This window comes from Herbaspirillum sp. 3R11, from assembly GCF_004563925.1.
Lineage (GTDB): Bacteria > Pseudomonadota > Gammaproteobacteria > Burkholderiales > Burkholderiaceae_D > Herbaspirillum.
The window spans coordinates 325,827-351,485 of sequence record NZ_SPNJ01000003.1; the positions used below are offsets into that span (position 1 = coordinate 325,827).

A 25,659-nucleotide genomic window follows, 5' to 3' on the forward strand; every position below is an offset into this window, starting at 1 on the left:
TTCACAAAAGGGACACAGAAATGCGCAAGACGAATTCCAAGGGGATCCATTCCATCCGCATCAGCGCCATCGTACTGGCCTGCGCCGGCGCCCTCGCCATCATGGGCAGCGTGCATCCGGCGCAGGCGCAAAGCCTGAGTTCATCGGCGGCCTTATCGGTCGAGAAGCAATTCTCGGTGCCGACGCAGCCGCTGGGGCAAAGCATCAACGCGCTGGCGCGCCAGGCCGGCGTCGCCATCTCGGTCGACGCGTCGCTGGTCGCAGGCAAGACGGCGCCCGCCGTGCACGGCGCCATGACCCTGGGTGAAGCGCTGGACAAGGCGCTGGCCGGCAGCGGCCTGACAGCAACCGCCGGCGGCTCCGCCATCGCCATCGGCGTCGCCGGAAAAACCAGCAGCGTACTGCCGACGCTGACCGTCAACGCCGGACTGGAAAACGCCGACGGTCCCGTCCCGGGTTATGTCGCGCGCCGCAGCGCGACGGCCACCAAGACCGATACGCCGCTCTCCGAAATTCCGCAATCGATCTCCGTCATCGGCCGCACGGAAATGGAAGCACGCGGCGTGCAGGACATGATGGACGTCGTCGCGCAGACGCCCGGCGTCAGCGTCAATGTGTACGGTGCGGACAACCGCGGCTGGGAATACATCAACCTGCGCGGCTTCAATGCCTACTCCGGCAACTTCCGCGACGGCTTGCCGCAGACGCCCTTCATTCCGGTCTATGCCATGACCGAAACCTACGGCCTGGAGCGCGTGGAAGTGCTGCGCGGTCCGGCCTCCGTGATGTTCGGCCAGGGCGACGTCGGCGGCGTGGTCAATCGCGTCAGCAAGACGCCGACCGGCGAGCGCATCCGCGAAGTGGAAGTCCAGTACGGCAGCTTCGACCGCAAGCAGTTGGGCGTCGATCTGGGCGACCGGTTCGGCGAGAACAGCGACCTGAGTTACCGCCTGGTCGGCGTCGCTCTCGACAGCAATGATCAGGACCGCTATCCCGACGGCACGCGCATCAACCGCACGCGCTACGCGCTGTCGCCATCGCTGCGTTGGCAACCGAGCGCGGCGACCTCGCTGACCGTGCTGACGGAATTCCTCAAGAACGATTCCGGCGAAGATCCTTACTACGCCATCGGCGGCGACGGCAAACTCACCAACATCAAGATGGGCGATCACTCTTTCAGCAAGTTCCGCCACGAACAGACCGCGCTGGGCTACCAGCTCGAACACGCCTTCAACGATCAATGGAAGTTGCGCCAGAACTTCCGCTACAGCGACACCACGCTCAAGCGCAACGTCGTGTGGGTCGACGAACTGCAGCCGGACCGACACACCTATTCGCGCATCGCCCGTACGTGGGACGACCGCTTGCGCCAGACTTCGCTGGATACGCAGCTGCATGGAAAATTGCAAGGCGATATCGTCGCGCAGACGCTGTTGTTCGGCGTCGACTGGAATGAAAATCGCGGCGATGCCAACCGCTTCCGCGGCGCCGCGCCCGACCTCGACCTGCTCAATCCGGTGTACGGCCTGAGCATCCCCACACCGCAGACGCCGCTGGCCAATTATGCGCAGACCGTCAGCCAGCTCGGCGTCTATGCGCAAGACCAGATCAAGCTGCTGGACCGCTGGGTACTGACGCTGGGAGGTCGCCAGGACCAGGTCCGCAGCGTGACCGACGACGCGCTCAACTCCACGCACAAAGTGCAGAACGACAGCGTGTTCAGCGGTCGCGTCGGCCTCAGCTACCTGCTCGGCAACGGCTGGGCGCCGTATGCCAGTTACAGTGAATCCTTCCTGCCGTCGAGCGGCGTCGACATCAACAACAATCCGTTCAAACCCAGCCGCGGCAAACAGAGTGAACTCGGCGTCAAGTTCCTGCCGGAGAATTCGCGCACCATGTTCGCTGCCGCCATCTTCGACCTGACCAAGACCAATGTCGTGACCTACGACAACCTGACCGGCGACGCGCGGCAAATCGGCAAGCAGCGCACCCGGGGCCTTGAGTTGGAAGCCAAGACCGAGATCGGCCGCCGGCTCAACCTGATCGCGTCGTACACCAAGCTCAACATGAAGGTGCTGGAAAGCGCAGACGCCACCGAAGTCGGCAAAGTCCCGGCCACCATGGCCGACCGCACCGCTTCGCTGTGGCTGGACTATGACGCCGGCGGCGGTTTCGGCTTCGGCGGCGGGGTGAACTACGTCGGCCCGCGCCAGAACGACGAGGCCAATACCTCGGTGCAAGGGGGCTACTCGCTGTTCAACGCGATGATGCGCTACGAATACGGTCCCTGGCTGCTGCGCCTGAACGCCGCCAACCTGCTCAACAAGAACTACTACAGCATCTGCTATCACGGCGAGTGCTATCAGGGCGCCGAGCGCGCGGTGACCGCGACCGTGAAGTATCGTTTCTGAGGTAAAACAAATACCGCGCCGCAGGGATGTTTTGCCGGCGGCGCGGCGCAAAAATCGCAGCGCCGGCTTGTTCTGAAAAACAACTGCGGCGGCGCGCATCTTGGCGCGAAGGCCGTTTGCAGATTACAATGAGAACCATTCTCATTATTTTCTGTCGTCATGACCGCCGTCATCCATTCCCAACACCAAGACGTGGCAGGCCTTTACACCGGCCATCATCACTGGCTGCTGGGCTGGCTGCGCCACCGCACCGGCAACCCGGAACTGGCGGCCGATCTGGCCCAGGACACCTTCCTGCGGATCATGGTGTCGCGCCGCGACTTCTACCTGGACGAAGCGCGCGCCTTGCTGGCCACCATCGCCCGCGGCCTGGTGATCGATCATTTCCGCCGCTGCGCGCTGGAAGCCGCCTTCCTCGAAATGCTGGCGCAACTGCCGCCCGAGCACGTCCCCTCACCCGAAGCACGGCTGGCCGTGCTGGAAACCCTTAATCAGGTCGACGCCATGCTGGCCGCCTTGCCGGCCAAGGTACGCAGCGCCTTCCTGCTGTCGCAGCTGGACGGCCTTGGCTATGCCGAAATCGCCGTGCGACTGGACGTCTCCCTGAGTTCCGTGCAGCAATACATGAAGCGCGCCTTCGCGGCTTGTTATCACGTGCAATATGGCGACTGACATGGCTGCCGATTCCGCCGCGCCGCCCGGCGATATCGTGATGACCGCCATCGACTGGATGGTGAAGCTGCAATCCGGCGCCGCCACCGAACAGGAGCGCGAAGCATGCCGCCGCTGGCGCGCCGCAGAAGCGCGCCACGAACTCGCCTGGCAGCGGTTGCAATCGCTCAGCGAACGCGTCTCCGCCCTGCCCAGTGCGCTGGCTCACGGCAGCATCGGCGACGCCAGCAACCGGCATCACCACAATCGCCGCTTCGCCGTCAAATCCCTCTGCGTCGCCATCGGTGTCGGCCTGCTGGCCGCCGGCGGCAATGAAATCATGCCGTGGCGCACCCTGATGGCCGACTATGCGACCAAAGCCGGCGAACGCCGCCGCGTGGTGCTGGCCGACGGCACGGCGGTCGAACTCAATACCGCCACCGCCATCGACGCCGCCTATGATGAACAGTCCCGCGTGGTGCGCCTGCATCGCGGCGAAGTGCTGATCACGACGGCAAAAGAAAACCAGCGCGCCTATCGTCCCTTCGTCGTGCACACCCGGCTGGGCCAGGTGCGCGCGCTGGGCACCCGCTTCCAGGTCCGCGACAGCGAGGCCGGCATGCAGGTCGCCGTGTTCGAGGGCGCAGTGGAATTCCAAGCGGCGGCAGCATCCCGCCCCATCCGCATCGATGCTGGACGCCAGGGCCTGTTTGATCAGCGAGGATTGATCGGCAGCCTGTCGCCGGCCAATGAAGAAGCAGTCGCCTGGACTGACGGCGTCATCGTGGCCGACCGCATGCCGCTGGGCGAACTGGTGGCGGAACTGGACCGCAGCATGCCCGGCAAGCTGCGCTGCGACCCTGCCATCGCCGGCCTGACCATCTCGGGCGTGTTCCCGCTTGACCAGCCTGCGCGCATCCTGGCCGCGATCGCACGGACCCTGCCGGTGCAGATCGATACCTTTACTCCTTACTGGATCACGCTGCGCCCACGCGCCGGCGCACAAGGTTAGAAGCAGGGCTGTAAAAAATCTTCAATTTGTTCTGCAGGTTTTCGTGGCTCGTTCGGTTTACCTGATAGCACCTTTGCCAATCACCGTAATCACGCCATGAAAAACCTGACCCGTTTCCCTTCCCGCCCGACCCTGGCCCGGCTTGCCGTACTGGCCGCCTTCGCCATGCCGATGGCCGGCCTGCAAGCGCAGGTCGTCGATGGCCAGCGCCTGGCCTATGACATCCCGGCCGGTCCGCTGGACCGCGTCCTGAACAACTTCGCCCGACGTGCCGGCGTGCTGCTGTCGTTCGACCCGGCCATCACGCATGACCGCCAGACCCCCGGCCTGTCCGGCCGCTACACCGTGACCGAAGGCTTCACCATCCTGCTGGCCGGCTCCGGCCTGCAAGCGGTGAAGAACGCCGACGGCGGCTACGTATTGAGCACTGCGACAGTCGGCAGCAACAACAATGCCGTGCTGCCCACCGTCACCATCACCGAAAGCGCCGATCCCACCGCGCCCTACGCCGGCGGCCTGGTCGCCCGCGGCGGCAGCCTCGGCGTGCTCGGCACGGCCAGTGTGATGGACACGCCATTCAGCACCACCAACTACACGTCCCAAGGCATCGAAGATGTGCAGGCGCGCGCGATCGGCGACGTGATCGCCAATGACTCCTCCGTGCGCAACACCAACGGCAACGGCGGCTTTGGCGACAGCTACCAGATCCGCGGCTTCACGATGTCGGCCAACGACGTGGCGTTCAACGGCCTGTATGGCATGGTGCCGCTGACGCGCATGCCGATCGCCATGGTCGAGCGCATCGAAGTGCTGAAAGGTCCGGGCACCCTGATGTACGGCATGGGTCCGGCCGGCGGCATCGGCGGCGCAGTCAACCTGGTCTCCAAGCGCGCGCACGAAGATCCGATTTCCAGCGTGACCGCGACCTACCTGTCCAATTCGCAGTTCGGCCTGAAGGGCGACATCGGCCGTCGTTTCGGCGAGAACCAGGAATGGGGCATCCGCGTCAATGCGCTGTACGCCGACGGCAACACCGGCCTGTCCGGCAGCAACCAGCAGCAGAGCATGGGCTCTGTCGGCCTCGACTACAACGGCGGCCGCGTGCGCTGGAGCCTGGATGCCTACACCCAGCATGAAGACACCCGCAACTTCCGTCCGCAATTCAGCCTGGGCGCCGCCCTCACTGCAGTGCCGAAGGCGCCGTCGGGCGAGACCAACCTGTATCCGGGCAACACGATGTCGAGTGACGACAAGGCCGTCGCCACGCGTCTGGAATACGATATCAATGACAACCTGACGGCCTATGGCGCAGTCGGTTACCACGTGGCGCAATCGGCGCAGAACTTCCCGCGCGCCACGATCACTTCCGTGCAGGGAGCCACCAGCGTGACCAACGGCTACTACGACCAGAAGGTGACATCCACCTCTGCCGACGTCGGCATGCGCGTGCGCTTCAACACCGCCGGCATCAAGCACACGGTGATCGCGGGCGCCAACATGCTCAATCAGCAGACCGACTATTTCTATCCTGCAGCGAGCGCGGCAGTCGCGTCCAACCTGTACAACCCGGTGCCCTTGCCGGCAATGACGGGCGTACGTGGAGATCCAACACCACGCAGCCAACAGCGCCTGACCAGTCTGGCGCTGACCGATACCATGTCGTTGCTCAATGACCGTCTGATCTTTATTGCAGGCCTGCGCCATCAACAGGTTTACACGCATAGCCTGACCGACGCGACGCAGACCTCGAACAAGACGGCAATTTCGCCGGTGGTGGCCGTGGTCGTCAAGCCGGTCGAGAATCTGTCGCTGTACGCCAACTACACGGCGGCATTGACGGCGGGCAGCATTGTCCAGCCGCCGAATGTCAACCAGGGCCAGGCATTCCCGCCATCCAAGTCCAAGCAATATGAGACCGGCGCCAAGATGGACTGGGGCCGCATCACCACCACTGCGGCAGTGTTCCAGATCGAGCAACGGAACAACTCCACCCAACTGATCAACGGCTTGCAATACGCCACCCAGGATGGCCGTGCGCGCATCCGCGGCCTTGAACTGGCGGGCTACGGCGAACTGGTGCGAGGCCTGCGCTTCAACGCCAGCGGCACCTTCTTCGATACCGAGCAATCCCACACCGCTGGCGGCACCAGCGATGGCCGGGAATTGGGCGCCGTACCGAAGAACAACTTCAACCTGGGCCTGGATTGGGATACCCCATGGCTGACCGGACTGGCGTTGAATACCCGCGTCACCCGAACCGGCGCCACCCTGTACAGCAACACCAGCAACCTGAAGGTGCCGAGCTGGACGCGTACGGACATCGGCGCGCGCTACATCACCAAGGCGGCCGGCCAGGTCATCACCTACCGCGCCAACATCGAGAACGTGTTCGACAAGAACTACTGGGTGATGCAGAACGGTTATGTCGGCACTGCATCCGGCCGCACCTTCGTGCTGTCGGCGCAAGTGGACTTCTGATCGGGAAATTGCTGCAGATCCGACGCTTTATCAGCCCGCCTTTTTTGGCGGGCTTTTTTTCGTCGGTTGTAATGGAATGATGGGATTGCTGATGCTGCTTTTTTAGCTCAGCGTTTTATTGAGTTTGGCCAGATCGGCCATCATGCGCTGGTATTCCGCGCTGGTGACCGAACAGCTGTCGGCGATCGCTTCGCTCACCCGCAGGCCGGCTTCGCGCAGGGCTTCGCCGGCGGGGGTCAGGCTGAGCAGGACATTGCGCTCGTCGCGCGTGTCGCGCACTCTGCTAATCAGGCCTTCGGCTTCGAGCCGCTTGATCAGCGGCGTGACCGACCCGGAATCCTGCTGCAGGCGCTCGGCCACATCCTTGACGCCCAGTCCCTGCTGCTGCCACAGCACCACCATCACCAGGTATTGCGGATACGTGAGGTTCAGCGGCGCCAGCAACGGCTTGTAGAGTTGCGTCATCTTCAGCGAGGTGCTGTAGAGCGAAAAACACAGATGCTGGTCGAGCGTGGGCGGGTTGAATTTGGCCATGGCGAAGAAGCTGCGAAAAATCGGAATCCCCTAGCCTAACGGCTCGCGGCCGCCAAGGCAAATCGCCTTGGCGGCCGCGGCTGCAGCTAGAGTGTTGCCGATTAACGTTGGGCGGCGGCGAAAATCACTTCCGCGACCTTCTCAGGCTGCGACACCATCGGCACGTGGCTGGTCGCCAGCGTGGTGGTGGTGGCGTTGATCTTCTTCGCAAAAGCCTGTTCCAGTTCCGGCGAGATCATGCGGTCTTGCGACGACACGATGTAGTAGTTCGGCTTGTTGCGCCAGGCGGCGACGGTGGTCTTGTCGCCGAACGCCTTGGCGGCGATCGGACCCTGGGTCGCGGCGATCAGTGCGGCCGTGGCAGGCGATACGTCTTGCGCAAAGTTCTTGGCGACCGAGTCAGCCGGCAGCCACAGATAGCCGCCCGCATCCTGTTGCAGCGTGGCGATGCCGGCCGGCACGGCGTAATCCTTGCCCAGCGTGGCGGTGGCTTCACCTTCCGACGGCGCAAACGCGGCGACGTAGACCAGCGCCTTGATCTTGTCGCTGGTGCCGGCTTGCGTGATCACGGTGCCGCCCCAGGAATGACCGACCAGTACGACCTTGCCGGTCTGGGCATCGACCACGCGCTGGGTGGCGGCGACGTCATCGGCCAGCGAGCTGAGCGGATTTTGTACGGCGACGACTTTCAGACCCTTGGCTTGCAGCAACGGGATGACTTTGTCCCAGCTGGAGCCATCGGCGAAGGCGCCATGCACCAGCACGACGGTGGTGGCGTCGGCGGCCAAAGGCGCGGCTTGCACGCTGAATGCAGCGGCCGACAAGAGTGTGGAAGCGAGAACGGCGTTGGCGATGGTGGTCAGTTTCATGATGAGTCCTTTTGGGTTGAGGTCAGATAAAAGTCGGATAAATTAGTTAGCGCGCTAAGTAATAAAGTATTAAAAACGCGCTTCAAGGGGCGCGGCGGGGACGACGGGATTAACTATAGCGAACAATTAATTAGCGCGCAATATAATTTTAAATAAATTTTAAACCTTGGTCATTTTGTCGCTTGTTTGCTTTCCGGCAAGAGCACCCGCTTCTAACCGCCACCGGCGCTCGCAGCGGTCCGCCGCGAGGATTGCGCACTCTGTGCCATCTCGGTCATATAGCGCCCCGGCGACACGCCGATCGACTTGCGGAACATCGTCACGAAGCTGCTGGCGCTCTCATATCCGAGATCGGCGGCAACCTGCTGGATGGAAGCGCCCTTCGCCAGCCATTGCACCGCCAGCACGATGGTGAACTGCTGGCGCCAGCGGCCAAAGCTCATGCCGGTCTGCTGCGCGACCAGGCGCGACAGCGTGCGCTCGCTCAGGCCGGCCCATTTGGCCCACGTCTCTATCGTCCCGCGTTCGGACGGCGTCGCCAGCATCATGCCGACTATCCTGCGCAGTCGCTCATCGACCGGCATCGGCAAGTGCAGCGTGCTGATCGGTGCGGCGTTGATCTCATCGAACAACAAGGTCGCCAGATGCGACTCCATGCCGCCTTCCGGATACAAGACCGGGAAACCGGCTGAGCGGATCAGCAATTCCCGCAACAAGGGCGTCGCGGCAAAGGTGCAGCAGGTCGACGGCAGCTGGGAAGGAATGGCAGGATCGAGGAAAGCGTTATAACCCTCGATCGTCCCCTCGGCCTTGATCGCGTGCAGCATGTCGCCCGGAATCCAGATCGCGCTGTGGGGCGGCACCAGCCACAACCCGCCCGCAGCTTCGCAGGTCAGCACCCCGCGCAGACACAGCAACACCTGCGCTTTTTTATGGCTATGAAAATCCAGCTCCAGCCGCCCGGTTGTTTCCATGGCGATACCAAAGGCCGTAATCGGGCGAGGAATGTCGTCGGGATCAATCCAGCTGGTCGGCGGCGGCAATTCAGGCCGGGGAAGTTCTGTCAGGATCGGCATGATGAGAGCGCCCGCAAGGTGTGATTGGCAAGAATACGAAAGATATTGGCAAAGTTTAGCATTGCTGCACATCGGCAGCGCCGATATGCTGACCTGAACAGGCAATGCCACTCCGACGGCATTCCGATGCCACTCCGATGTCAATCACCTCGTCCTCAATGACCAACTCTACTCACGCAACGACCGATACAACGCCACGCCAAACCGGCGGTTTCAGCAAAGCCCTGCTGCGCCTGTTCATGAAACGCGCCGTCATCGTCGCGGCGGAGAACCTGGCCGGACGATTCTATTTGCTCACGCTGGAGAGTCCTGCGCTCAGGGCGGTTGCATGGCAACCCGGCCAGAAAGTGCAGATAGCGATGGGATCAGCCTTCGTCGCGCGCACCTTCACACCCGTCGAATGGGATGCCGCAGCCGGTCGCACGCGCCTCCTCGGCTATGCCCATGGAGCGGGACCGGGCAGCGACTGGCTGCGCAGCGCCAGGAAGAATGACGAGTGCGATGTGTTCGGCCCACGCTCTTCACTCGATACGCGAGCGATCGCCGGACCGATCGTCCTCTTTGGCGATGAAACATCCATCGGACTCGCAGGTTCGCTACGACACTTGCATCAGGCGAAATCGGTGCAAAGCTTCCTGGAAACCGATGACGTCGACAGCGTCCGCGCCGTGGCGGCACACCTTGGAATCGGCGGCCTCCACCTGTCGCAGAGGACCGCAGGCGACGCGCATTTGCACGTCATCACCGAACAGCTTGCGGCGCTGGCCGCCACCGGTGCGATCTTCCTCCTGACCGGAAAGGCGCAGTCGATACAGCAATTGCGCCGCAGCCTGAAATCCACCGGCGTCCCCGGCGCGCGCATCCTCACAAAAGCCTATTGGGCGCCCGGCAAGGCCGGTCTGGACTGAAACATTCTCACAATGGAGCCCCCATGCCCGACCTCGACAGCCTTTACTCTCCGCCTTCCGAAATGATCCAGAAGTCAGTGCTGCCGCATCTGGTGCCGTTCCACGTCGCCTATATCGAGGCGGCGACATTCTTTTGCCTGGCTACAGGTCGGCAGCAAGGATTGGACGCCTCGCCGCGCGGCGGTGAACCGGGCTTCGTCCACGTCCTCGATTCGAAGACGCTGGCCTTCGCCGACTGGCCCGGCAACAACCGCATCGAATCGATGCGCAACCTGCAGGAAGATCCGCGCGCCGCGCTGCTGTTCATCTTCCCGGGCCTCGACATCTTCATGCGCGTCAACGGCAACGCCACGGTCTCTACCGATCCGGATCTGCTCGCCACCCTGGGCGAGTCCGGAAAAATACCCAAGACCGCCATCGTCATCCTGATCGACGAAGTGCTCTTCCATTGCGGCAAGGCAATCAACCGCGCACGGTTATGGGCCGACGAATCGCGCCTCGACCGCGAGGCGCTGCCGAGCGTCGGCGCCATGAAAGCCTCGCTCACCGGCGCCGGCGAAGAACAGGCCAGGCTGGTGGATGAGCATTATTCCCACAGCGTCAGGACGGATCTTTACTGAAACCCCGATGCCGACATCAGGAGTTTCAACAAGCGTTCCAACAACAGCCAAATCGGCAATTGACATGACCGCCTGACAACGACTACGCTGGTCCCGTGCAGTCTACCGGGGGAGGCAGTCATGACGGGGAGTCAATCGCGGCCGCTGACGTTGCCGGAGGTGATGGAGCACCATATCCAGTTCACCGAAAACGCCATCGCCATCTTCGATCCGGATGGCAACTTTGTCTTCCACAACCAAGCCTTTGTCAGGACCTTCGGGCTGGAAGCCGAATCCATGGAGGGTTGGCATTCCGATGACTGGCTGACCTGGATGTATGTGCATCGCGGCGGCGTCAATATTGAATGGGATTCGCTGGAGGCGTGGCTGAATTACGTGCACAGCGTGTCCCGCTCCAAACCGTTCCGCCGTTTCGAAACCGACCTGATCGACGGTCGCTGGCTGCTGGTCAGCGAGCAAACCTATTCCTCCGGCCACCTGGTCCTGCATTGCGCCGACATCACGCTGCAAAAGAAGACCGAACGGGATCTGAAGGAAGCGATCGCCACCATCAAGCACATCGCCCAGACCGATGAGCTCACCAACCTCCCCAACCGGCGCCATGTATTGAGCCGGTTCCATGAAGAGCTGCTGCGCGCCGCGCGCTACAAACATGAACTCTGCATCGGCATCCTCGACATCGATCACTTCAAGCGCGTGAACGACAAGTACGGCCACCCCGTCGGCGATGCCGTGCTACGACACTTCTCGACGTTTCTCCGGACGCATCTGCGGGCGCAAGACATCGTCGGGCGACTCGGCGGCGAAGAGTTTGTCGTGATCTTTCCCGAGACGAAGCTGGCCGATGCGATGTTTGTATTGAACAGAATCATCGACATCTTGCACACGGAGTGCATGGTGGAGATCGCGCCGGATATCTGCTACACGTTTTCCGGAGGTCTGGCGTCCACGGAGGCAGGAGCAAGACAAACCGAAGACAGCGATCTGCTCCTCGCCAATGCCGACAACGCCTTGTATCAGGCGAAAAATGGCGGGCGGAACAAGATCGTCTGCTACCAGCATTGCGCTGAAGTTTCTGCCCCTCTTGCCGTCTTCGACGACGAGCAGATGTCGGGATGAACCGAGCTTGCTCAAACAAAGTCCATCCGACCGGACCGCACATGCAAAAACGTCCGGCATCGCGCCGGACGTTTTCTTTCGTGCAGAGCGAGTCGCTCAAAACAGCTTGGCAATACGGAAGTTGATACGGTTGCGCTCCTTCAGGCCATTGTCGACGGCGACATCCTGGCCGTACTGGAACTGCACTTGCGTGCTCGGGTTGATGAAACTGGTGACCGTGAGGCGCGCATATTGCGTGTTGAGCTTGTCGCCCTGCTTGACGCCGTTGACCTCCGTCTCACCGCCGCGCACGCTGCCGAAGCCCACCGACAGGGCAGTGGCTGACGACAGGTTGTAGCGCAGATGCGCCTGCGCTTCATAGCGCGGCGCCTGCTTCATGGTGGCGTGCGCCGGCGTGAAGTCGGTGTTGTTGCCGTTGATCGTCACGTCGCCCACCAGGTCGAGCGCCCAGTCGGCGTTGAAGTGACGGATGTAGGCCAGCTGGAACAAGGCCTTCCAGCGGTTCTCGCCGAGATTCAACAGCTTGTTGCTGTCGTAGTTGCCGGTGGGCAGATACAGATAGGGACCGATGCTGATCACGTCGCGCGTAGTCTGGTCGAGGATGAACTTGACCGGCGCGCCGAGGATCAGGTCGCCGGTGCCGCTGGCGTTGCCCAGCACGGTGGCGTCGCCGTTGGTGCGCAGCGTGCCGAACGGCAGGATGAACTGCGGATCGAGTACGGCGCTCTCGGAAAGTTTGACGACGTGAATGTAACGCGCCAGCGCCACGTTGGACGTCAGCCCGAAATTGCCGGATACCTTGTTGCCGTGCACGTAGGAATCCTTGCGTTCGGCATACTGGTAATAGAGCATCGCGATGTTGGCGCCGGCGGGATAGGCTTCATAGTCGCCGGCGGTTACCTCCAGCGCCGATGCGGATTGTGACAGCGACAGCGCATAGAGCAGGCTGGCGGCGAGCACCGCGCGCCAGATGCCGGTGCCATTGCCCGTACATTGCGGCGGATGGTCCTGGTGCGATGAAGACATCTGATCTTTCTTGCTACCCGATTTTGTTGTTGAAAACATGGTTCTCTCCCTGAATAGTTGTAAGGACATGACGATGGAACTGCAGAGGCGATAGCGGCGAATCAAGCGGCGACGGCATTCATCAAGCCGGTGTGCGGGTGGCAATTGATGTATTCGTAGTCCTGCTCCTGCGGCTTGAGGATCGACACTTCGTGGTAGACCGCGAGCTTGAGCTGGAACTGCAAGGCCTGCACCATGCGCATGAAGGTGGCGAAGATTTCGACGTGGGTGGGATGCGATTCCGACCAGCGCTCCATGTCGGCCAGCGAGCGCCAGTAGCTGACGCCGAAACTCTTTTCGAGCGGCTTCCCCTGCGCGTCGATGTGCGTCATGTAGCGGTTGCTGTAGCAACCGATGCTGCGCCCTTCGTCGCGCAGAAAATTCATGCCGGCCGCCAGCACCGGTTCCATCTCGTCGAGATACAGCTGGCGTTCGCGACCGTCGGTGTCGGTCCATTCCTGGCCGGAGCGGATGATCGCGACGTTGTTGTGGCCGGCGAGCTTGACGCGCTTGCCGAAGCCGGGCGTGCCGCTCGTCACCTGCACCTGCCCTTCTGCCACCAGCGCATCGGTCTGCGCCAGCGGGATGCGGTCGCGCATCGAGCCCCAATAGCCGTGCTCCTGGAATTCGCCGCTCAGTCCTTCCATGACGACACCGACGCCTTCGACGTGATTGGGCGTGTTGAACATGGTTTCAAAATGTTCGATGCGCGGCGTCAGTATTTCGCGGAAGTAGCCGACGCCGTCTTGCAGCCGCTGTTCGTCGTTCCACCACGACGCCGCCGCCTGGCTGTCGCGCCAGCGCAGATAGGCGGCGGGCTCGCTCCAGTAGGCGATGGCGATCATGTTGTCGTAGCCGTCGGCGTCGACGTAATGCGTCAGGTCGTGATGGCCGGGGCCGTCCGTCACCGCAAAGCCGGCGACGATCTGGGCGAGCGCACGGCAAGCCTTGCCGTGCTGTTCCCGGCCCTTGGATTGCACACCGAAATAGCCCATCACCACTTGAGTGACGGCGCCATCGGCGCGCGACGTCCAGCAGGGATAAGGCGGCGCGTAGTCGTCTTCGATGCGCCGGGTGCGGGTGCGCGGGCATTGCAGGTGGGGGGCGATTGCTGATTCCATGAAGTGCTCCTGTTCGGATCGGAAGGAAGTGTTGGTTGCTGGTGTCTTTACTGAGCCATCCCGGCTGCAGGCATGGCCGGTGCGATGTCGTCGTCAATGCGCTCCTGCTGATCCAGCGGCAGCGAAAAATATTCGACCGGCGCCGCCTTGCGCTTGTTGAGCAGCAGGCGCGTGACATCCGGACGGGAGTAGTGACCCGCCGGGTCGGCCACCGACTTGGCGATATGGATGGCGCTGAAATCAAGCTCGGCAATCAGCAGGCCTTCCTGGTCCGGCGGCAGCTTGTCGCACAAGGGCGCGCCATCCGGTCCATAGATGACGGCATGGCCGCCGCCGGCATGCAGCAGCTGGTGCTTGTCGTCGGTGTCGCACAGCAGCGCGATCATTTCCGGCGACACCGTGGCGCACGGCGCGATCACGAAACAGGAACCCTCCACCGCATAGATGCGGCTGGCGGCGTTGTTGACCTCGGCGCCGAGCGCATGCGCGAACGGATCGTAGATGGAGAAGCTGGGCCAGGCGGCGACGTGGATCTGCTCGTTCTGTGCATACATGGCGTACTTGGACAAGGGTTGAAGATGCTCCCAGCAGCACAGCGCGCCGAGACGACCGATGTCGAGGTCGTGCACCGCCAGATCGCTGCCGTCGCCCTCGCCGAATACCGTGCGTTCGACATGGGTCGGCTTGAGCTTGCGGCGGCGCGCCACGTCCTTGCCGTCCGGCCCGATGATCCATTGCCCGATATACAGCGTGCTGCCGCTGCGCTCGGACAGGCCCATCACGACGTACATGCGATTACGCCGGGCGGCGGCGCGTAGTTGTTCGGCTTCGGGACTGTCGTAACGCAGCGAATTGTCGACATAGCTGCTGACGAAGCCGCGCAGGATGGCCCAGGCCGGCGTGCCTATCCAGGTCCAGAACGGATAGCCGGGCAACCAGGTTTCGGGAAAGGCGATCAGTTGCACGCCGGCGGCGGCGGCTTCATCGATCAGTTGCACCGATTTGTCGATGCCGCCCTGCAGGTCGAGAAAGGCGGGAGCGGCCTGCACTGCCGCCACTTTCAGTTTGGCGGGGTGCGTGCTTGATGAGGACATGCGTTTCTCCAACAATAAAGTCCAGGATGAAAGATGCAGTTGCGATATCAACAGGGCTGAGGCCGAGGTTGAGGTTGAGACTGCAGCTGCGCTTGCACGGCCGGTTAAGCAGCCGTCGAAGCGCAGTATGTGGACAAGCCCGGCATGCGTCTTGCTCAGGACGGCAGTGGACTTGACTGAAACGGAGATGGCTTGCTTTACAGTTGCGCAAAGCCGGGAGTATTGTCTGCATGTCAGATGCGGTAAGGATTTGCGGCACATGCGTGTTGATGGAGGGCATCAGTCTCCGGACACCAGGCGAGACACAGGCAGGGACAATGAGGCTACACGGGGAGGCCCAGCAAAGATGAACCCAAAGCTGCACACGGAAACAATTTCCGCCGCACCGGCCGGCGGCGCGATTGCGCTGTCCACCGATGGCCTGCTGCCGCATGAACGGGTGGACTATTGGCGGGAAATGGTATGCAGGCGCTTTGCCGAGGTGCAGATCTCTTCGCGCCTGGGTCGCGACTTTTCGGGAGAAATGCTGACGCATCAATATGGCCCCTTGCGCGTCACCAATGTGGTCGCGAAGGCGCAGTCGGTATCGCGCGTAGCGCGGCAAGCCAAAACCGAAAGCGAAGATTGCTACTTCGCCGTCATCCTGCTGGCCGGCTGCGAATTCCTGGAACAGAACGGCCGCGAAGCACGCTTGCGCCCCGGCGACATCTCAATCTATGACGCCACGCTGCCGCACAATCTGATTTTTCCGGAAGACTTCAAGAAACTGATCATCCAGATTCCGCGCCATGAGCTCGGCAAGCGCGTCACCGGGCTGGACCGTTCCACAGCGCTGACGATCCCGGGCGGCGACGGCGCCGGCGCGATTGCGTCCGGCTTCTTCCGCTCTCTGGCCGGCCATTCGGTGCAGCTCAACGATCAGCAACGCACCAGCCTGTCCGAACAGGCGCTGGATCTGTTGTCGCTGGCGCTGGCGTCGGTGGCGCCGGTCAATCTGAGTCTGTCGCGCAGCCGTCCCTTTTCGTTGGCGCGGGTCAAGAGTTTCATCGACAGCCAGCTCGGCAATTGCGAACTAGACAGCAACATGGTCGCCCACGGCGCCGGTCTGTCGCCGCGCTACGTGAACCAGCTGTTCGAGGAAGAAGGCACCTCGCTGATGCGCTACGTCCTGCGCTGCCGCCTGGAGCGCTGCCGGGCCGACATGCTGAACCGCAATAGCCCGGATCTGCGCGTCTACGACATCGCGCTGCGCTGGGGCTTCAACGACGCCTCGCATTTCAGCAGATCGTTCCGCAATCAGTTCGGCATCGGACCGCGTGACTTCTGTTCTTCGCAGTTGAAGAAATGAGTCTTTTGCATATGGTGCATAAAACACGTCGAGGTTGCCATTGCCATTGCCATTGCTATTGCCATTGCCATTGCCATTGCCTGAAATCAACACGAGAAACAATTGACATGTGCATATGCACATGATATGGTCTGGAAATGGACACCATACCTTCCATTGCGGATTGCAATTTATTCGCCACCAAACAAGCTGCGCGCTTTGTCACTCAATTGTATGAACGTCATCTGGCGGTGGTCAACGTCACCAGTTCGCAGGTGACCATCCTCGCTGTGCTTCATCAGCGCCCCGACATCACGATGACGGAATTGTCGGAAATGGTCGTGATGGATCGCACCAGCCTGGTCCGTGCAATCCAGCCCTTGAGCCGCGACGGATATATCTTGCAAAAGTCGGAGCCGGGATCCCGCAAGATCAGCTTGTCGTTGTCCAAGGCAGGCGCCAGGAAATATCTCGATGCAGTCCCCTGCTGGCGCGCGGCTCAGGAAGAGTACGAGGAGTTGGTCGGCAAGGATCGCGCCAAATTGCTGCGGCAGGAATTGATGGCGATTACCCAACGTTAGTTTTCAAGTTTCAGGTTCCATGGCGAGGCACTGTCCTCGCTATTTTTTAACACCATAAAGTGCATATGCACATTAAATCAAATTCATCAGCGAGGGGTTTCATGGGAATCAATAAAAAGTATCTGGGCATGGCGCTGTCAGGCGCATTGATCGCAACGCTTGCCGCCTGCAGCAAACCGGCGCCGTCTCCTGCAGCGACACCTAAAGTTGCCTCCTTTACCGTGCAAAACGTGGAACATGATTCCGCCAGCTACACAGGTGTCGTGCATGCACGCACCGAGAGCAATCTGGGATTCCGGGTGCCGGGCAAGATCGTGGAACGCCTGGTCGATCCGGGCGAACTGGTCAAACGCGGCCAGGCGCTGTTCAAGCTCGACAGCACTGATTACACCCTGGCGCAACATGCAGCGCGCTCCGCCGTGATCGCCGCCGAAGCACGCGACGTGCAGGCCCAGGCGGATGAAGTGCGCTTGCGCAAGCTGCTCAGCTCCGGCGCCGTTTCCAAACAGGCGTATGAGCAAAGCAAGGCGCTGGCTGATTCCACCAAGGCGCAACTCGATGCCGAACGAGCACGTGCCGGCCAGGTTGAAAACCAATCCGACTACTCCGTCCTGCGCGCCGATGCCGAAGGCGTCGTCATGGACGTCCTGGCCGATGCCGGACAAGTGGTCAGCGCAGGACAGACGATTGTGCGACTGGCGCAGAAGGGTCCGCGTGAAGCGGTCGTCAGCATCCCCGAGAACGGTCTCGGCCAGGCGCGTCGCCAGGCCAGCGCGGCGCTCTACACCGACGACACGCAAAAATTCCCGGCCAAGCTGCGAGAGCTCTCGGCCATGGCCGATCCCCTCACCCGCACTTATCAGGCGCGCTACGTGCTGTCCGGCAAAGGCGAACAGGCGCCGCTGGGTTCGACAGTCACCATCCGGCTTACCGGTGACGCCTCTGCAAACGAGCAGACCGAAGTCCCGATCGGCGCACTGATCGACAAGGGTCACGGCGCCAGCGTCTGGCTGATCGAAAAACAAACCCAGGTCGTCAAACTGGTCCCCGTGACGGTAGTCCGCCTCGGTGAAGAATTCGCCGCCATCGGTGCAGGCTTGAAGTCGGGTGATGTGATCGTCGCCTACGGTACGCATCTGCTGAAGGCCGGCGACAAGGTGTCGACGCTGCCGGCTGCACGTACGGGTGGTGCGTCATGAGCGGCTTCAATCTCTCCGCTTTCGGCGTAAGGGAACGTGCGGTCACGCTGTTCCTGATCATTGCGATTGCCGTTGCCGGCGCCTTCGCCTTCATCAAGCTGGGGCGTGCGGAAGACCCCAGCTTCACCGTCAAAATCATGACCGTGACGGCGCTGTGGCCGGGCGCCACCGCCAAGGAAATGCAGCAGCAAGTCGGCGACCGCCTGGAAAAACGCCTGCAGGAACTGGAATTCTACGATCGCGTGGAGACTGCGGCACGGCCAGGTCTGATCACGATGAAACTGTTCCTCAAGGATTCGACGCTGCCCGCGCTGGTGCCGGAACAGTTTTACCAAGCCCGCAAGAAACTGGGCGACGAAGTCATCAACATGCCGCGCGGCGCCATCGGCCCGGTCATCAATGATGAATACTCGGATGTCTATTTCACGCTGTTCTCACTCAACGCACCGGGCCTGCCGCATCGCCAGTTGGTGACGCAAGCCGAAACCCTGCGTCAGCAATTGCTGCACGTGGACGGCGTCCAGAAGGTCAACATCCTCGGCGAACAACAGCAAAAAATCTACGTCGACATCTCGAATCAACGCCTCGCCACGCTGGGCGTCAAGGCGCAAGCCATCTTCGACGCGCTCAATCGCCAGAACGACATGACGCCATCCGGCTTTGTCGAAACCACCGGCCCGCGCGTCTATCTGCGCCTGGACGGCGCGATCAACAACATCGATGCAGTCAAGGCGATTCCGGTTGCGGCCGGCGGGCGCAGCTTCAAGCTCGGCGACATTGCCGACGTCAAGCGCGGCTATGAAGACCCCAAGTCTTTCCTGGTACGCATCCAGGATGAACCGTCGCTGATGCTGGCAGTGGTCATGAAGAAGGGTTTCAACGGCCTGACGCTGGGCAAATCCCTGACAAAAGAACGTGACCTGATTCAGGCCTCGCTTCCGCTGGGCATGTCGCTGACCAAGGTGTCAGACCAGGCGCTGGCCATTGAAGCGGCGATCGACGAATTCATGATCAAGTTCGTCATGGCGCTGGCCGTGGTCATCATCGTCAGCCTGGTGACGCTCGGCTTCCGCGTCGGCGTCGTCGTCGCGGCGGCGGTGCCGCTGACGCTGTCGGCGGTGTTCATCATCATGCTGGCGACCGGTCGCGACTTCGACCGCATCACGCTGGGCGCGCTGATTCTCTCCTTGGGGCTGCTGGTTGACGACGCCATCATCGCGATCGAAATGATGGTCGTGAAAATGGAAGAAGGCATGGACCGGATTTCCGCCGCAACCTACGCCTGGGGCGCTACCGCAGCACCGATGGCGTCCGGCACGCTGGTGACCATCATCGGCTTCCTGCCGGTCGGCTTCGCCCGCTCCACGGCCGGTGAATATGCCGGCAACATCTTCTGGGTCGTGGCGTTTTCGCTGATCACGTCGTGGTTTGTTGCGGTCCTTTTCATTCCCTATCTGGGCGTCAAGATGCTGCCGAACATCCCCGTGCATGCCGGCGGACAGGATGCCATCTACGCCACCAAAAACTATCAGCGCTTCCGCGCGCTGGTGCGCTGGTGCGTCGATAAAAAATGGATTGCGGCCGCCGTCACCATCGGCATGTTTGCCGCCGCCATTTTCGGCATGGGCTTTGTGCAGAAACAGTTCTTCCCCAATTCCGAACGGCCGGAGCTGACCATTGAAGTCAACTTGCCGCCGGGCAGCGCATTCAGCGCCACCGATGCCACCGTTAAGAAGATAGAAGAAACGCTGCACAAGGAACCTGAAGCGAAAATCGTCTCCAGCTACATCGGCCAGGGCGCGCCGCGCTTCTTCCTCTCCGTCAATCCCGAGTTGCCCAATCCAGCTTTCGCGCAGTTGATCGTGTTGACCGACAACGCCAAGGACCGCGATGCCCTCAAAGCCAAGTTCAGCAAGATGATAGACGACGGAAAATTTGCCAATGCCCGCGTCCGTGTGAGCCAGTTCGTGTTCGGCCCGCCGGTGCCGTTCCCGGTATTGTTCCGCGTCGTCGGCCCCGATCTCAATACCGTGCGCGATATCGCGTTCAAGGTCAGGGACGCCGTGCAGAGCAATCCCGACACCCGCGACGTCCATCTGGACTGGGGCGACCGGACACAGACCTTGCGTCTGGAGCTGGATCAGGAACGCCTGCGCCAGGTCGGCCTCAATCCGCGCGATGCCGCCCTGCAACTGCAATCGATCCTCAACGGCGCCTCGACCACACAGGTCAGGGACGGACTGCGCATTGTCGACGTGATGGTGCGCGGCGTGAAGCGCGACCGCACCAGCCTGGCGGAAATCGGCAACCTGACCCTGACGACCCAGGACGGCGTTGCCGTTCCGCTCTCGCAGGTCAGCAAGCTGTCGTCGAACGTCGAAGACGCCGTATTGAAGCGCTACAACCGTGAGCTGTACATCGCCGTGCAGGGCGACGTGCGCGACGGCGTGCAACCGCCCGACGTCACGCATGCCATCCTGCCAAAACTGGATGCGATCAAGGCTGCGTTGCCGGTGGGCTATCACATCGACACCGGCGGTTCGGTGGAAGAAAGCGCCAAGGCCGACGTCGCATTGGCCGCGATGTTCCCGCTGATGATCATCCTGATGCTGGCCGTGATCATGTTCCAGGTCCGCTCGTTTGCCACCATGTGGATGGTCTTCGCCACCGCGCCGCTGGGTCTGGTCGGCGCGGTGCCGACCTTGCTGATCTTCCACCAGCCGTTCGGCTTCAACGCCATCCTCGGCCTGATCGGCCTGGCCGGCATCCTGATCCGCAACACGCTGATTCTGGTCGATCAGATCCGCAGCGACCTGCTGTCGGGCATGACGCCCTACCAGGCCGTGATCGAGTCCACCGTGCGACGTGCGCGCCCGGTCATCCTGACGGCGGTCGCCGCCATGCTGGCCTTCATTCCGCTGACGCATTCCTCGTTCTGGGGTCCGCTGGCCTACGTCCTGATCGGCGGCGTCGGTGTCGGCACGGTGCTGACGCTGCTGTTCCTGCCGGCCCTGTACGCCATCTGGTTCAAGGTGAAACGTCCGGCCGCGTCCGATCAACCGCTCGGCGTCAGCCACTCCCCTATCTGAGGCAAGCACGATGAAAACCCATTTCCAGTCCTTGCGGACACTCGCCGGCATTTCCCTGATCAGCGCCTTGCTCGCGGCGTGCTCTCTGGCGCCGTCGTATGAACAGCCGGCCCTTCCGGTCGCAGCCCATTGGCAAAAAACGGATGCTGCCGATGTGCAGCCCGATACCCTGCAGGCAGCATCGATTGCCTGGACCGATTTCTTCCAGGATGCGCAACTGAAGTCGGTGATCGCCGCCGCACTCGACAACAACCGCGACCTGCGCGTGGCCACGCTCAACATTGAACGCGCCCGCGCCATGTACAACATCCAGTCTGCCGACCGGCTGCCCAACCTCGCGTTGAACGGCAACGGCGCACGCCAGCGCCTGCCGGCGGACGTCAATCCGACCGGCAGAGCAGGCGTCAACAGCAGCTATTTCGCCGGCGTCGGGCTGGCCGCGTTTGAAATCGACCTGTTCGGCCGGGTCAGGGACCTGAGCGAAGCGGCGCTGCAACGCTACTTTGCCACCGAGCAGGCGCAACGCAGCGCGCAGATCAGCCTGATCGCTGAAGTGGCCAATACCTACGAAGCGCTGGTGGCTGACCGACGGCTGCTGCAGCTCACCGAGAACACGCTGGCCAGCCGGGCCGATTCCTATGACCGGCAAAAGCAGTTGTATGCCGAGGGTGCGAGTTCCGAATATGACCTGCGGCAGGCGGAGTCGCTCTTCGAAGCCGCCAAGGCCGCACGCGCGCAACAGGAACGGCGCAAGACGCTCGATGAAAATGCCTTGACCGTACTGGTCGGCCAACCGCTTGCAGCTGATATCGGTACGGCGAACGCGGCATCGGCAGGACAGGTTCTGCCGGACCTTCCTGCCGGCCTGCCTTCGGACCTGCTCACCGCGCGGCCGGACATCCTCCAGCAAGAAGCCGTGCTGCGTTCGCAGAACGCCAACATTGGCGCGGCCCGGGCGGCATTTTTCCCGCGGATTTCCCTGACGGGGAATTTCGGCTCCGCCAGCAGCCAGCTGTCCGGACTGTTCGACTCGGGGTCGCGTTCGTGGTCGTTCCTTCCGCAGATCTCCATCCCGATCTTCGAAGGCGGCCGCAATATCGCCAATCTCAACGTGGCGAAGACCGAACAGAAAATTGCTGTCGCCCAATATGAAAAGACGGTGCAGGTCGCCTTCCGCGAAGTCGCCGATGCGCTGGCGGGACGCGCCACGCTGGCCGATGAAGCCGGCGCCGTGAAAGCCCAGGAGGCGGCAGAATCGGCACGCTACGGTTTTGCCAGGAGCCGTTATGAAGCCGGTTATTCCAGCTACCTGGAATACCTGGACGCGCAGCGCTCGCTGTTTGCGATCCAGCAGCAATCCATCCAGGTGCAACTTGCGGAGCTGCAGAATCGCATCACGCTCTATAAGGTTCTTGGCGGCGGCTGGAAGACGGCCAAACAATAGGAACAGAAACAGAAGCCGGCCTCGCCTCTTTTTCAGGGGCGGGAAAATGCTTCAACACCGCCAACAAGTGTCCTTGGCGACATACGTGTTAAGGTGAGCTCGTGCGCATTGCCGCACGAAGCTCACACCCTTCCGGCTGACTTTGCCGGGGACCGTGTTCCCTCATGCAGCTGAACACCATGTCTCGAAGGGGCTCTGATCCACTCTTTCATCATCACCTGCGAACACGGCGGCAATCGCATTCCTGCGCCGCATGACGGTCTGTTTCTGGATCAGTTGAGTTTGCTCGACTCTCATCGCGGCTACGATGCCGGTGCGCTGCTGATGGCGCAGGATCTGGCGACAGCTTTCGATGGAGCGCTGGTGACCTCGACCGTGAGCCGTTTGCTGGTCGATCTCAATCGCTCTGTCGGCCATCCGCAACTCTTTTCAGAGACGATCCGACGCTTGCCGCCACCGGTGCGCGAAGAAATCCTGGCGCAGTATTACCGCCCTTATCGCGAGCAGGTCGAGCATCTGGTGGCGCAAGCCGTAGCCGACGGGCAGCGCGTGATCCACATTTCTTCGCACAGCTTCACGCCCGAGCTGAACGGCAAGGTGCGCAACGCCGATGTCGGCTTGCTCTACGATCCCGCCCGACACGGCGAGGTCGAACTGTGCGCCCGCTGGCGGGCGACCTTGGCTGAACTTGCACCATCATTGCGCGTGCGCCGCAATTACCCCTATGCAGGCAAAGGCGACGGTCTGACTGCCTACCTGCGCCAGCGCTTCGCACCAAACACTTATATCGGCATCGAACTGGAGGTCAATCAACAGATCGTGCAGTCAGACGCCGGGCAATGGACGGCGTTGCGTACTTTGCTGGTGGACAGCTTGGGCACGGTATGTGCATTGCAGGTTTGATGAACGTGTTTCGCTACCTGCGGTCTTGTTAACTGTCTTGTTAACTTGACGCCCCTCAACCTCAGCCGTTTGTCCTGCCTGCACCTTGTGTCTCGCTCGATGCGACTGAAAACCGGAACCTGTCATGAAAATCCATATCGGTTTTGAAATGGTCTACGATTGCCCGCAACCGACGCCCATGATTTTCAACCTGAACGTCCACTTCACGCGGGTATCCGACCTGGTCAGCCGCGACGACCTGATGTTCGATCCTCCGGTCCCCCGCACGGCCTATCGCGACAGTTTCGGCAACTGGTGTACGCGTATCGTGGCGCCGCAAGGCCGTATGCGCATTTCCGCCGATGCCGTCGTCAACGACAGCGGCGCCCCTGACGTGCTGTCGCCGCAGGCGCGACAACTGGCGGTGCAGGACTTGCCGGAAGAGCCGCTGCTGTTCTTGCTCGGCAGCCGCTACTGTGAGACGGATCGCCTGTCGCCGATTGCGTGGCAACTGTTCGAGCATGCCCCAACAGGCTGGGGCCGCGTGCAGGCCATCTGCGACTACGTCCATCGCCATATCGTGTTCGGTTATGAAAATGCCCGCATGACGCGCACCGCGCTGGAAGCATTCAATGAGAAAGTCGGCGTCTGCCGCGACTACGCTCATCTGGCGGTCGCCTTTTGCCGCTGCATGAATATCCCGGCGCGCTATTGCACCGGTTACCTGGGCGACATCGGCACGCCGCCACCACATGGCACGATGGACTTCGCCGCGTGGTTCGAGGTGTTCCTCGACGGCAGCTGGCACACCTTCGACGCCCGCAACAATACGCCGCGCATCGGCCGCGTCTTGATTGCCCGTGGCCGCGATGCCGCCGATGTGGCGCTCAACAATACCTTCGGACCCAATACCTTGAGCAGCTTCAAGGTATGGACCGACGAAGTCAGTGAGCGTCAGCCGGGCGAACCGTGGCTGTGATCGTCTTTTAGAGAACGCCCGCGCTGCGCCGCCATGCCATGCGCGGCAACGCCGGGATCAGCAAGCCCAGGCAAATCAGCGCCACGCCCATGAGCAGATCCGCCGACAAGGCTTCGCCAAAGATCAGCGACGACAGCGTGATACCCACTACCGGCACACCCAGCATGCAGACTGAGACGGTCACCGGCGACAGGCGCTGGGTCATCTGCAGCACGATCAGAAACGTCAGCGCCGTCGCCAGCGGACCGGTGTAGGCGATCACGTACCAGGCATGCGGCTCGACGAGGAAAGCCGGCGCGCCTTCAACAGCCAGCGCCAGCACCGTCAGCGGCAGCGCCGCCACCAGCGTTTGCCAGGGCAGCAAGTCAAAATCGAGACGCACGCCCTTGATCGACTTGATCTGCAGGATATTGATGGCCCACGACAACGAAGCCGCCGCCAACATCAGATAGCCGATCATGCCGTGCAGGTCGGCGTGCAGCAACGCGGGCAACACCACAATCGCCATGCCGAGATAACTGAACATGGTCGCCAGCCTTTGCTGGCCGCTGAGACGCTGCTTGAGCACCAGCGCCGCGCCGGGCACCACCCAGATCGACGTGGCGTAAGCGATCAGCGAAGCGCGTCCCGGCATCACGAAATGCAAGGCGCCGGTAACCAATGCCGTAAACAATCCCATCTGCAAAATACCGACTCCCAGCACCACCGGCCATTCTTCGCGGCGCGGCAGGCGCAGCTTGCCGATGGCGGCGGCGATCGCAAAACTGAGCAGAGCGGCAGAAACAAAACGGCTGGCGGCGAACCACAGCGGCGGGATGTACTGGCTGCCGAACTTCATCACCGGCCAGTTGCCGCCCCAGACGCAGATCGCCAATATGACGCATATGAGGAAGGGTCCGCTGATGGTTTTTGTTTTTTTGAGAGGGGCGGACGGGCTGCTGAGCGACATGGATGTTCCGGATGAAAGAGGCAGGGATGGACGCGAAGTGCTTGCGAAGATGCCCGTGGGAATCTGATGCTGCACTGCATCCAATTTGATCGTTATGGTAACGATTCACACACGGATAGTGCTGCCGTATTGCCTGGAACAAACGTCATTTAAAAGCATAAATATCCTAATATTTATATTTTTACGATCAATTATGCTTTTGTGGAAATAAAATTCAGGATTAACGCCTAACTGCGGATCCGCATCTAAAA

The 25,659-nt window shown here is 61.7% G+C and carries 21 protein-coding genes; 14 read left to right on the plus strand and 7 right to left on the minus strand.

Going from position 1 to position 25,659, the window contains the following annotated elements; translation table 11 throughout:
* Positions 1 to 20: 20 nt before the first annotated feature.
* From E4P32_RS14915 to E4P32_RS14930, 4 genes are all read left to right on the plus strand, one after another.
* On the plus strand, positions 21 to 2,411 hold the full coding sequence (locus E4P32_RS14915) for a TonB-dependent siderophore receptor (protein ID WP_116435039.1): 2,391 nt from the start codon (positions 21 to 23) through the stop codon (positions 2,409 to 2,411).
* Positions 2,412 to 2,570: 159 nt separating this feature from the next.
* Complete coding sequence (locus tag E4P32_RS14920; RefSeq protein WP_116435038.1) at positions 2,571 to 3,083, plus strand: sigma-70 family RNA polymerase sigma factor; 513 nt, start codon at positions 2,571 to 2,573, stop codon at positions 3,081 to 3,083.
* Between the two features lies 1 nt (position 3,084).
* Positions 3,085 to 4,074: a FecR domain-containing protein gene (locus E4P32_RS14925; protein ID WP_233526676.1), complete on the plus strand. Its 990-nt coding sequence runs from the start codon at positions 3,085 to 3,087 to the stop codon at positions 4,072 to 4,074.
* 96 nt (positions 4,075 to 4,170) lie between these two features.
* Entirely contained in the window at positions 4,171 to 6,552 is a 2,382-nt protein-coding gene (locus tag E4P32_RS14930) for a TonB-dependent receptor (RefSeq protein WP_116435036.1), read from the plus strand.
* A gap of 102 nt (positions 6,553 to 6,654) precedes the next feature.
* On the opposite strand, the gene E4P32_RS14935 is transcribed toward E4P32_RS14930, so the two are convergent.
* From E4P32_RS14935 to E4P32_RS14945, 3 genes are all read right to left on the minus strand, one after another.
* Entirely contained in the window at positions 6,655 to 7,086 is a 432-nt protein-coding gene (locus tag E4P32_RS14935; RefSeq protein ID WP_116435035.1) for a MarR family transcriptional regulator, read from the minus strand.
* 101 nt (positions 7,087 to 7,187) lie between these two features.
* Positions 7,188 to 7,955 (minus strand): alpha/beta hydrolase, encoded by a 768-nt coding sequence (locus E4P32_RS14940; RefSeq protein ID WP_116435034.1) that lies wholly within the window; start codon positions 7,953 to 7,955, stop codon positions 7,188 to 7,190.
* A 212-nt stretch (positions 7,956 to 8,167) separates the two neighbouring features.
* Positions 8,168 to 9,031, minus strand: a complete 864-nt coding sequence (locus E4P32_RS14945) for a helix-turn-helix transcriptional regulator (protein WP_116435033.1) — start codon at positions 9,029 to 9,031, stop codon at positions 8,168 to 8,170.
* Positions 9,032 to 9,189: 158 nt separating this feature from the next.
* Between E4P32_RS14945 and E4P32_RS14950 the strand changes: the two genes are divergently transcribed.
* The 3 genes from E4P32_RS14950 (at position 9,190) to E4P32_RS14960 (ending at position 11,678) form a co-directional block, all read left to right on the plus strand.
* Positions 9,190 to 9,939, plus strand: a complete 750-nt coding sequence (locus tag E4P32_RS14950) for a siderophore-interacting protein (protein WP_116435032.1) — start codon at positions 9,190 to 9,192, stop codon at positions 9,937 to 9,939.
* 23 nt (positions 9,940 to 9,962) lie between these two features.
* The gene (locus E4P32_RS14955) at positions 9,963 to 10,559 is read left to right on the plus strand and encodes an MSMEG_1061 family FMN-dependent PPOX-type flavoprotein (RefSeq protein WP_116435031.1); all 597 of its coding nucleotides are present in this window, start codon (positions 9,963 to 9,965) and stop codon (positions 10,557 to 10,559) included.
* Positions 10,560 to 10,679: 120 nt separating this feature from the next.
* The gene (locus E4P32_RS14960) at positions 10,680 to 11,678 is read left to right on the plus strand and encodes a sensor domain-containing diguanylate cyclase (RefSeq protein WP_116435030.1); all 999 of its coding nucleotides are present in this window, start codon (positions 10,680 to 10,682) and stop codon (positions 11,676 to 11,678) included.
* A 96-nt stretch (positions 11,679 to 11,774) separates the two neighbouring features.
* Here the strand turns inward: E4P32_RS14960 and E4P32_RS14965 are convergent, their stop codons facing one another.
* From E4P32_RS14965 to E4P32_RS14975, 3 genes are all read right to left on the minus strand, one after another.
* Positions 11,775 to 12,743 carry a transporter gene (locus E4P32_RS14965; protein WP_199525650.1) on the minus strand — a complete coding sequence of 323 codons (969 nt, stop codon included), beginning with the start codon at positions 12,741 to 12,743 and terminating at the stop codon, positions 11,775 to 11,777.
* Positions 12,744 to 12,805: 62 nt separating this feature from the next.
* Entirely contained in the window at positions 12,806 to 13,864 is a 1,059-nt protein-coding gene (locus tag E4P32_RS14970) for a phenylacetaldoxime dehydratase family protein (RefSeq protein WP_116435028.1), read from the minus strand.
* Between the two features lie 47 nt (positions 13,865 to 13,911).
* Positions 13,912 to 14,958 (minus strand): carbon-nitrogen hydrolase family protein, encoded by a 1,047-nt coding sequence (locus E4P32_RS14975; protein ID WP_116435027.1) that lies wholly within the window; start codon positions 14,956 to 14,958, stop codon positions 13,912 to 13,914.
* Positions 14,959 to 15,304: 346 nt separating this feature from the next.
* On the opposite strand from E4P32_RS14975, the gene E4P32_RS14980 reads away from it, so the two are divergent.
* From E4P32_RS14980 to E4P32_RS15010, 7 genes are all read left to right on the plus strand, one after another.
* A complete protein-coding gene (locus E4P32_RS14980; protein ID WP_158559731.1) occupies positions 15,305 to 16,306 on the plus strand; it encodes a helix-turn-helix domain-containing protein in 1,002 nt (333 codons plus the stop codon).
* A gap of 137 nt (positions 16,307 to 16,443) precedes the next feature.
* A complete protein-coding gene (locus E4P32_RS14985; RefSeq protein ID WP_116435026.1) occupies positions 16,444 to 16,866 on the plus strand; it encodes a MarR family winged helix-turn-helix transcriptional regulator in 423 nt (140 codons plus the stop codon).
* Between the two features lie 101 nt (positions 16,867 to 16,967).
* Positions 16,968 to 18,065 carry an efflux RND transporter periplasmic adaptor subunit gene (locus tag E4P32_RS14990; protein WP_116435025.1) on the plus strand — a complete coding sequence of 366 codons (1,098 nt, stop codon included), beginning with the start codon at positions 16,968 to 16,970 and terminating at the stop codon, positions 18,063 to 18,065.
* Positions 18,062 to 21,154, plus strand: a complete 3,093-nt coding sequence (locus E4P32_RS14995; protein ID WP_116435024.1) for an efflux RND transporter permease subunit — start codon at positions 18,062 to 18,064, stop codon at positions 21,152 to 21,154. Before E4P32_RS14990 ends, E4P32_RS14995 begins: the two co-directional genes overlap by 4 nt.
* Positions 21,155 to 21,164: 10 nt before the next feature.
* A complete protein-coding gene (locus E4P32_RS15000) occupies positions 21,165 to 22,598 on the plus strand; it encodes an efflux transporter outer membrane subunit (RefSeq protein ID WP_116435023.1) in 1,434 nt (477 codons plus the stop codon).
* 213 nt (positions 22,599 to 22,811) lie between these two features.
* Positions 22,812 to 23,501, plus strand: a complete 690-nt coding sequence (locus E4P32_RS15005) for an N-formylglutamate amidohydrolase (protein WP_256371677.1) — start codon at positions 22,812 to 22,814, stop codon at positions 23,499 to 23,501.
* A 124-nt stretch (positions 23,502 to 23,625) separates the two neighbouring features.
* Positions 23,626 to 24,459: a transglutaminase family protein gene (locus tag E4P32_RS15010; RefSeq protein ID WP_116435021.1), complete on the plus strand. Its 834-nt coding sequence runs from the start codon at positions 23,626 to 23,628 to the stop codon at positions 24,457 to 24,459.
* Positions 24,460 to 24,466: 7 nt separating this feature from the next.
* Here E4P32_RS15010 and E4P32_RS15015 read toward each other — a convergent pair whose 3' ends face one another.
* Positions 24,467 to 25,408: a DMT family transporter gene (locus tag E4P32_RS15015; protein ID WP_116435020.1), complete on the minus strand. Its 942-nt coding sequence runs from the start codon at positions 25,406 to 25,408 to the stop codon at positions 24,467 to 24,469.
* Positions 25,409 to 25,659 lie beyond the last annotated feature (251 nt).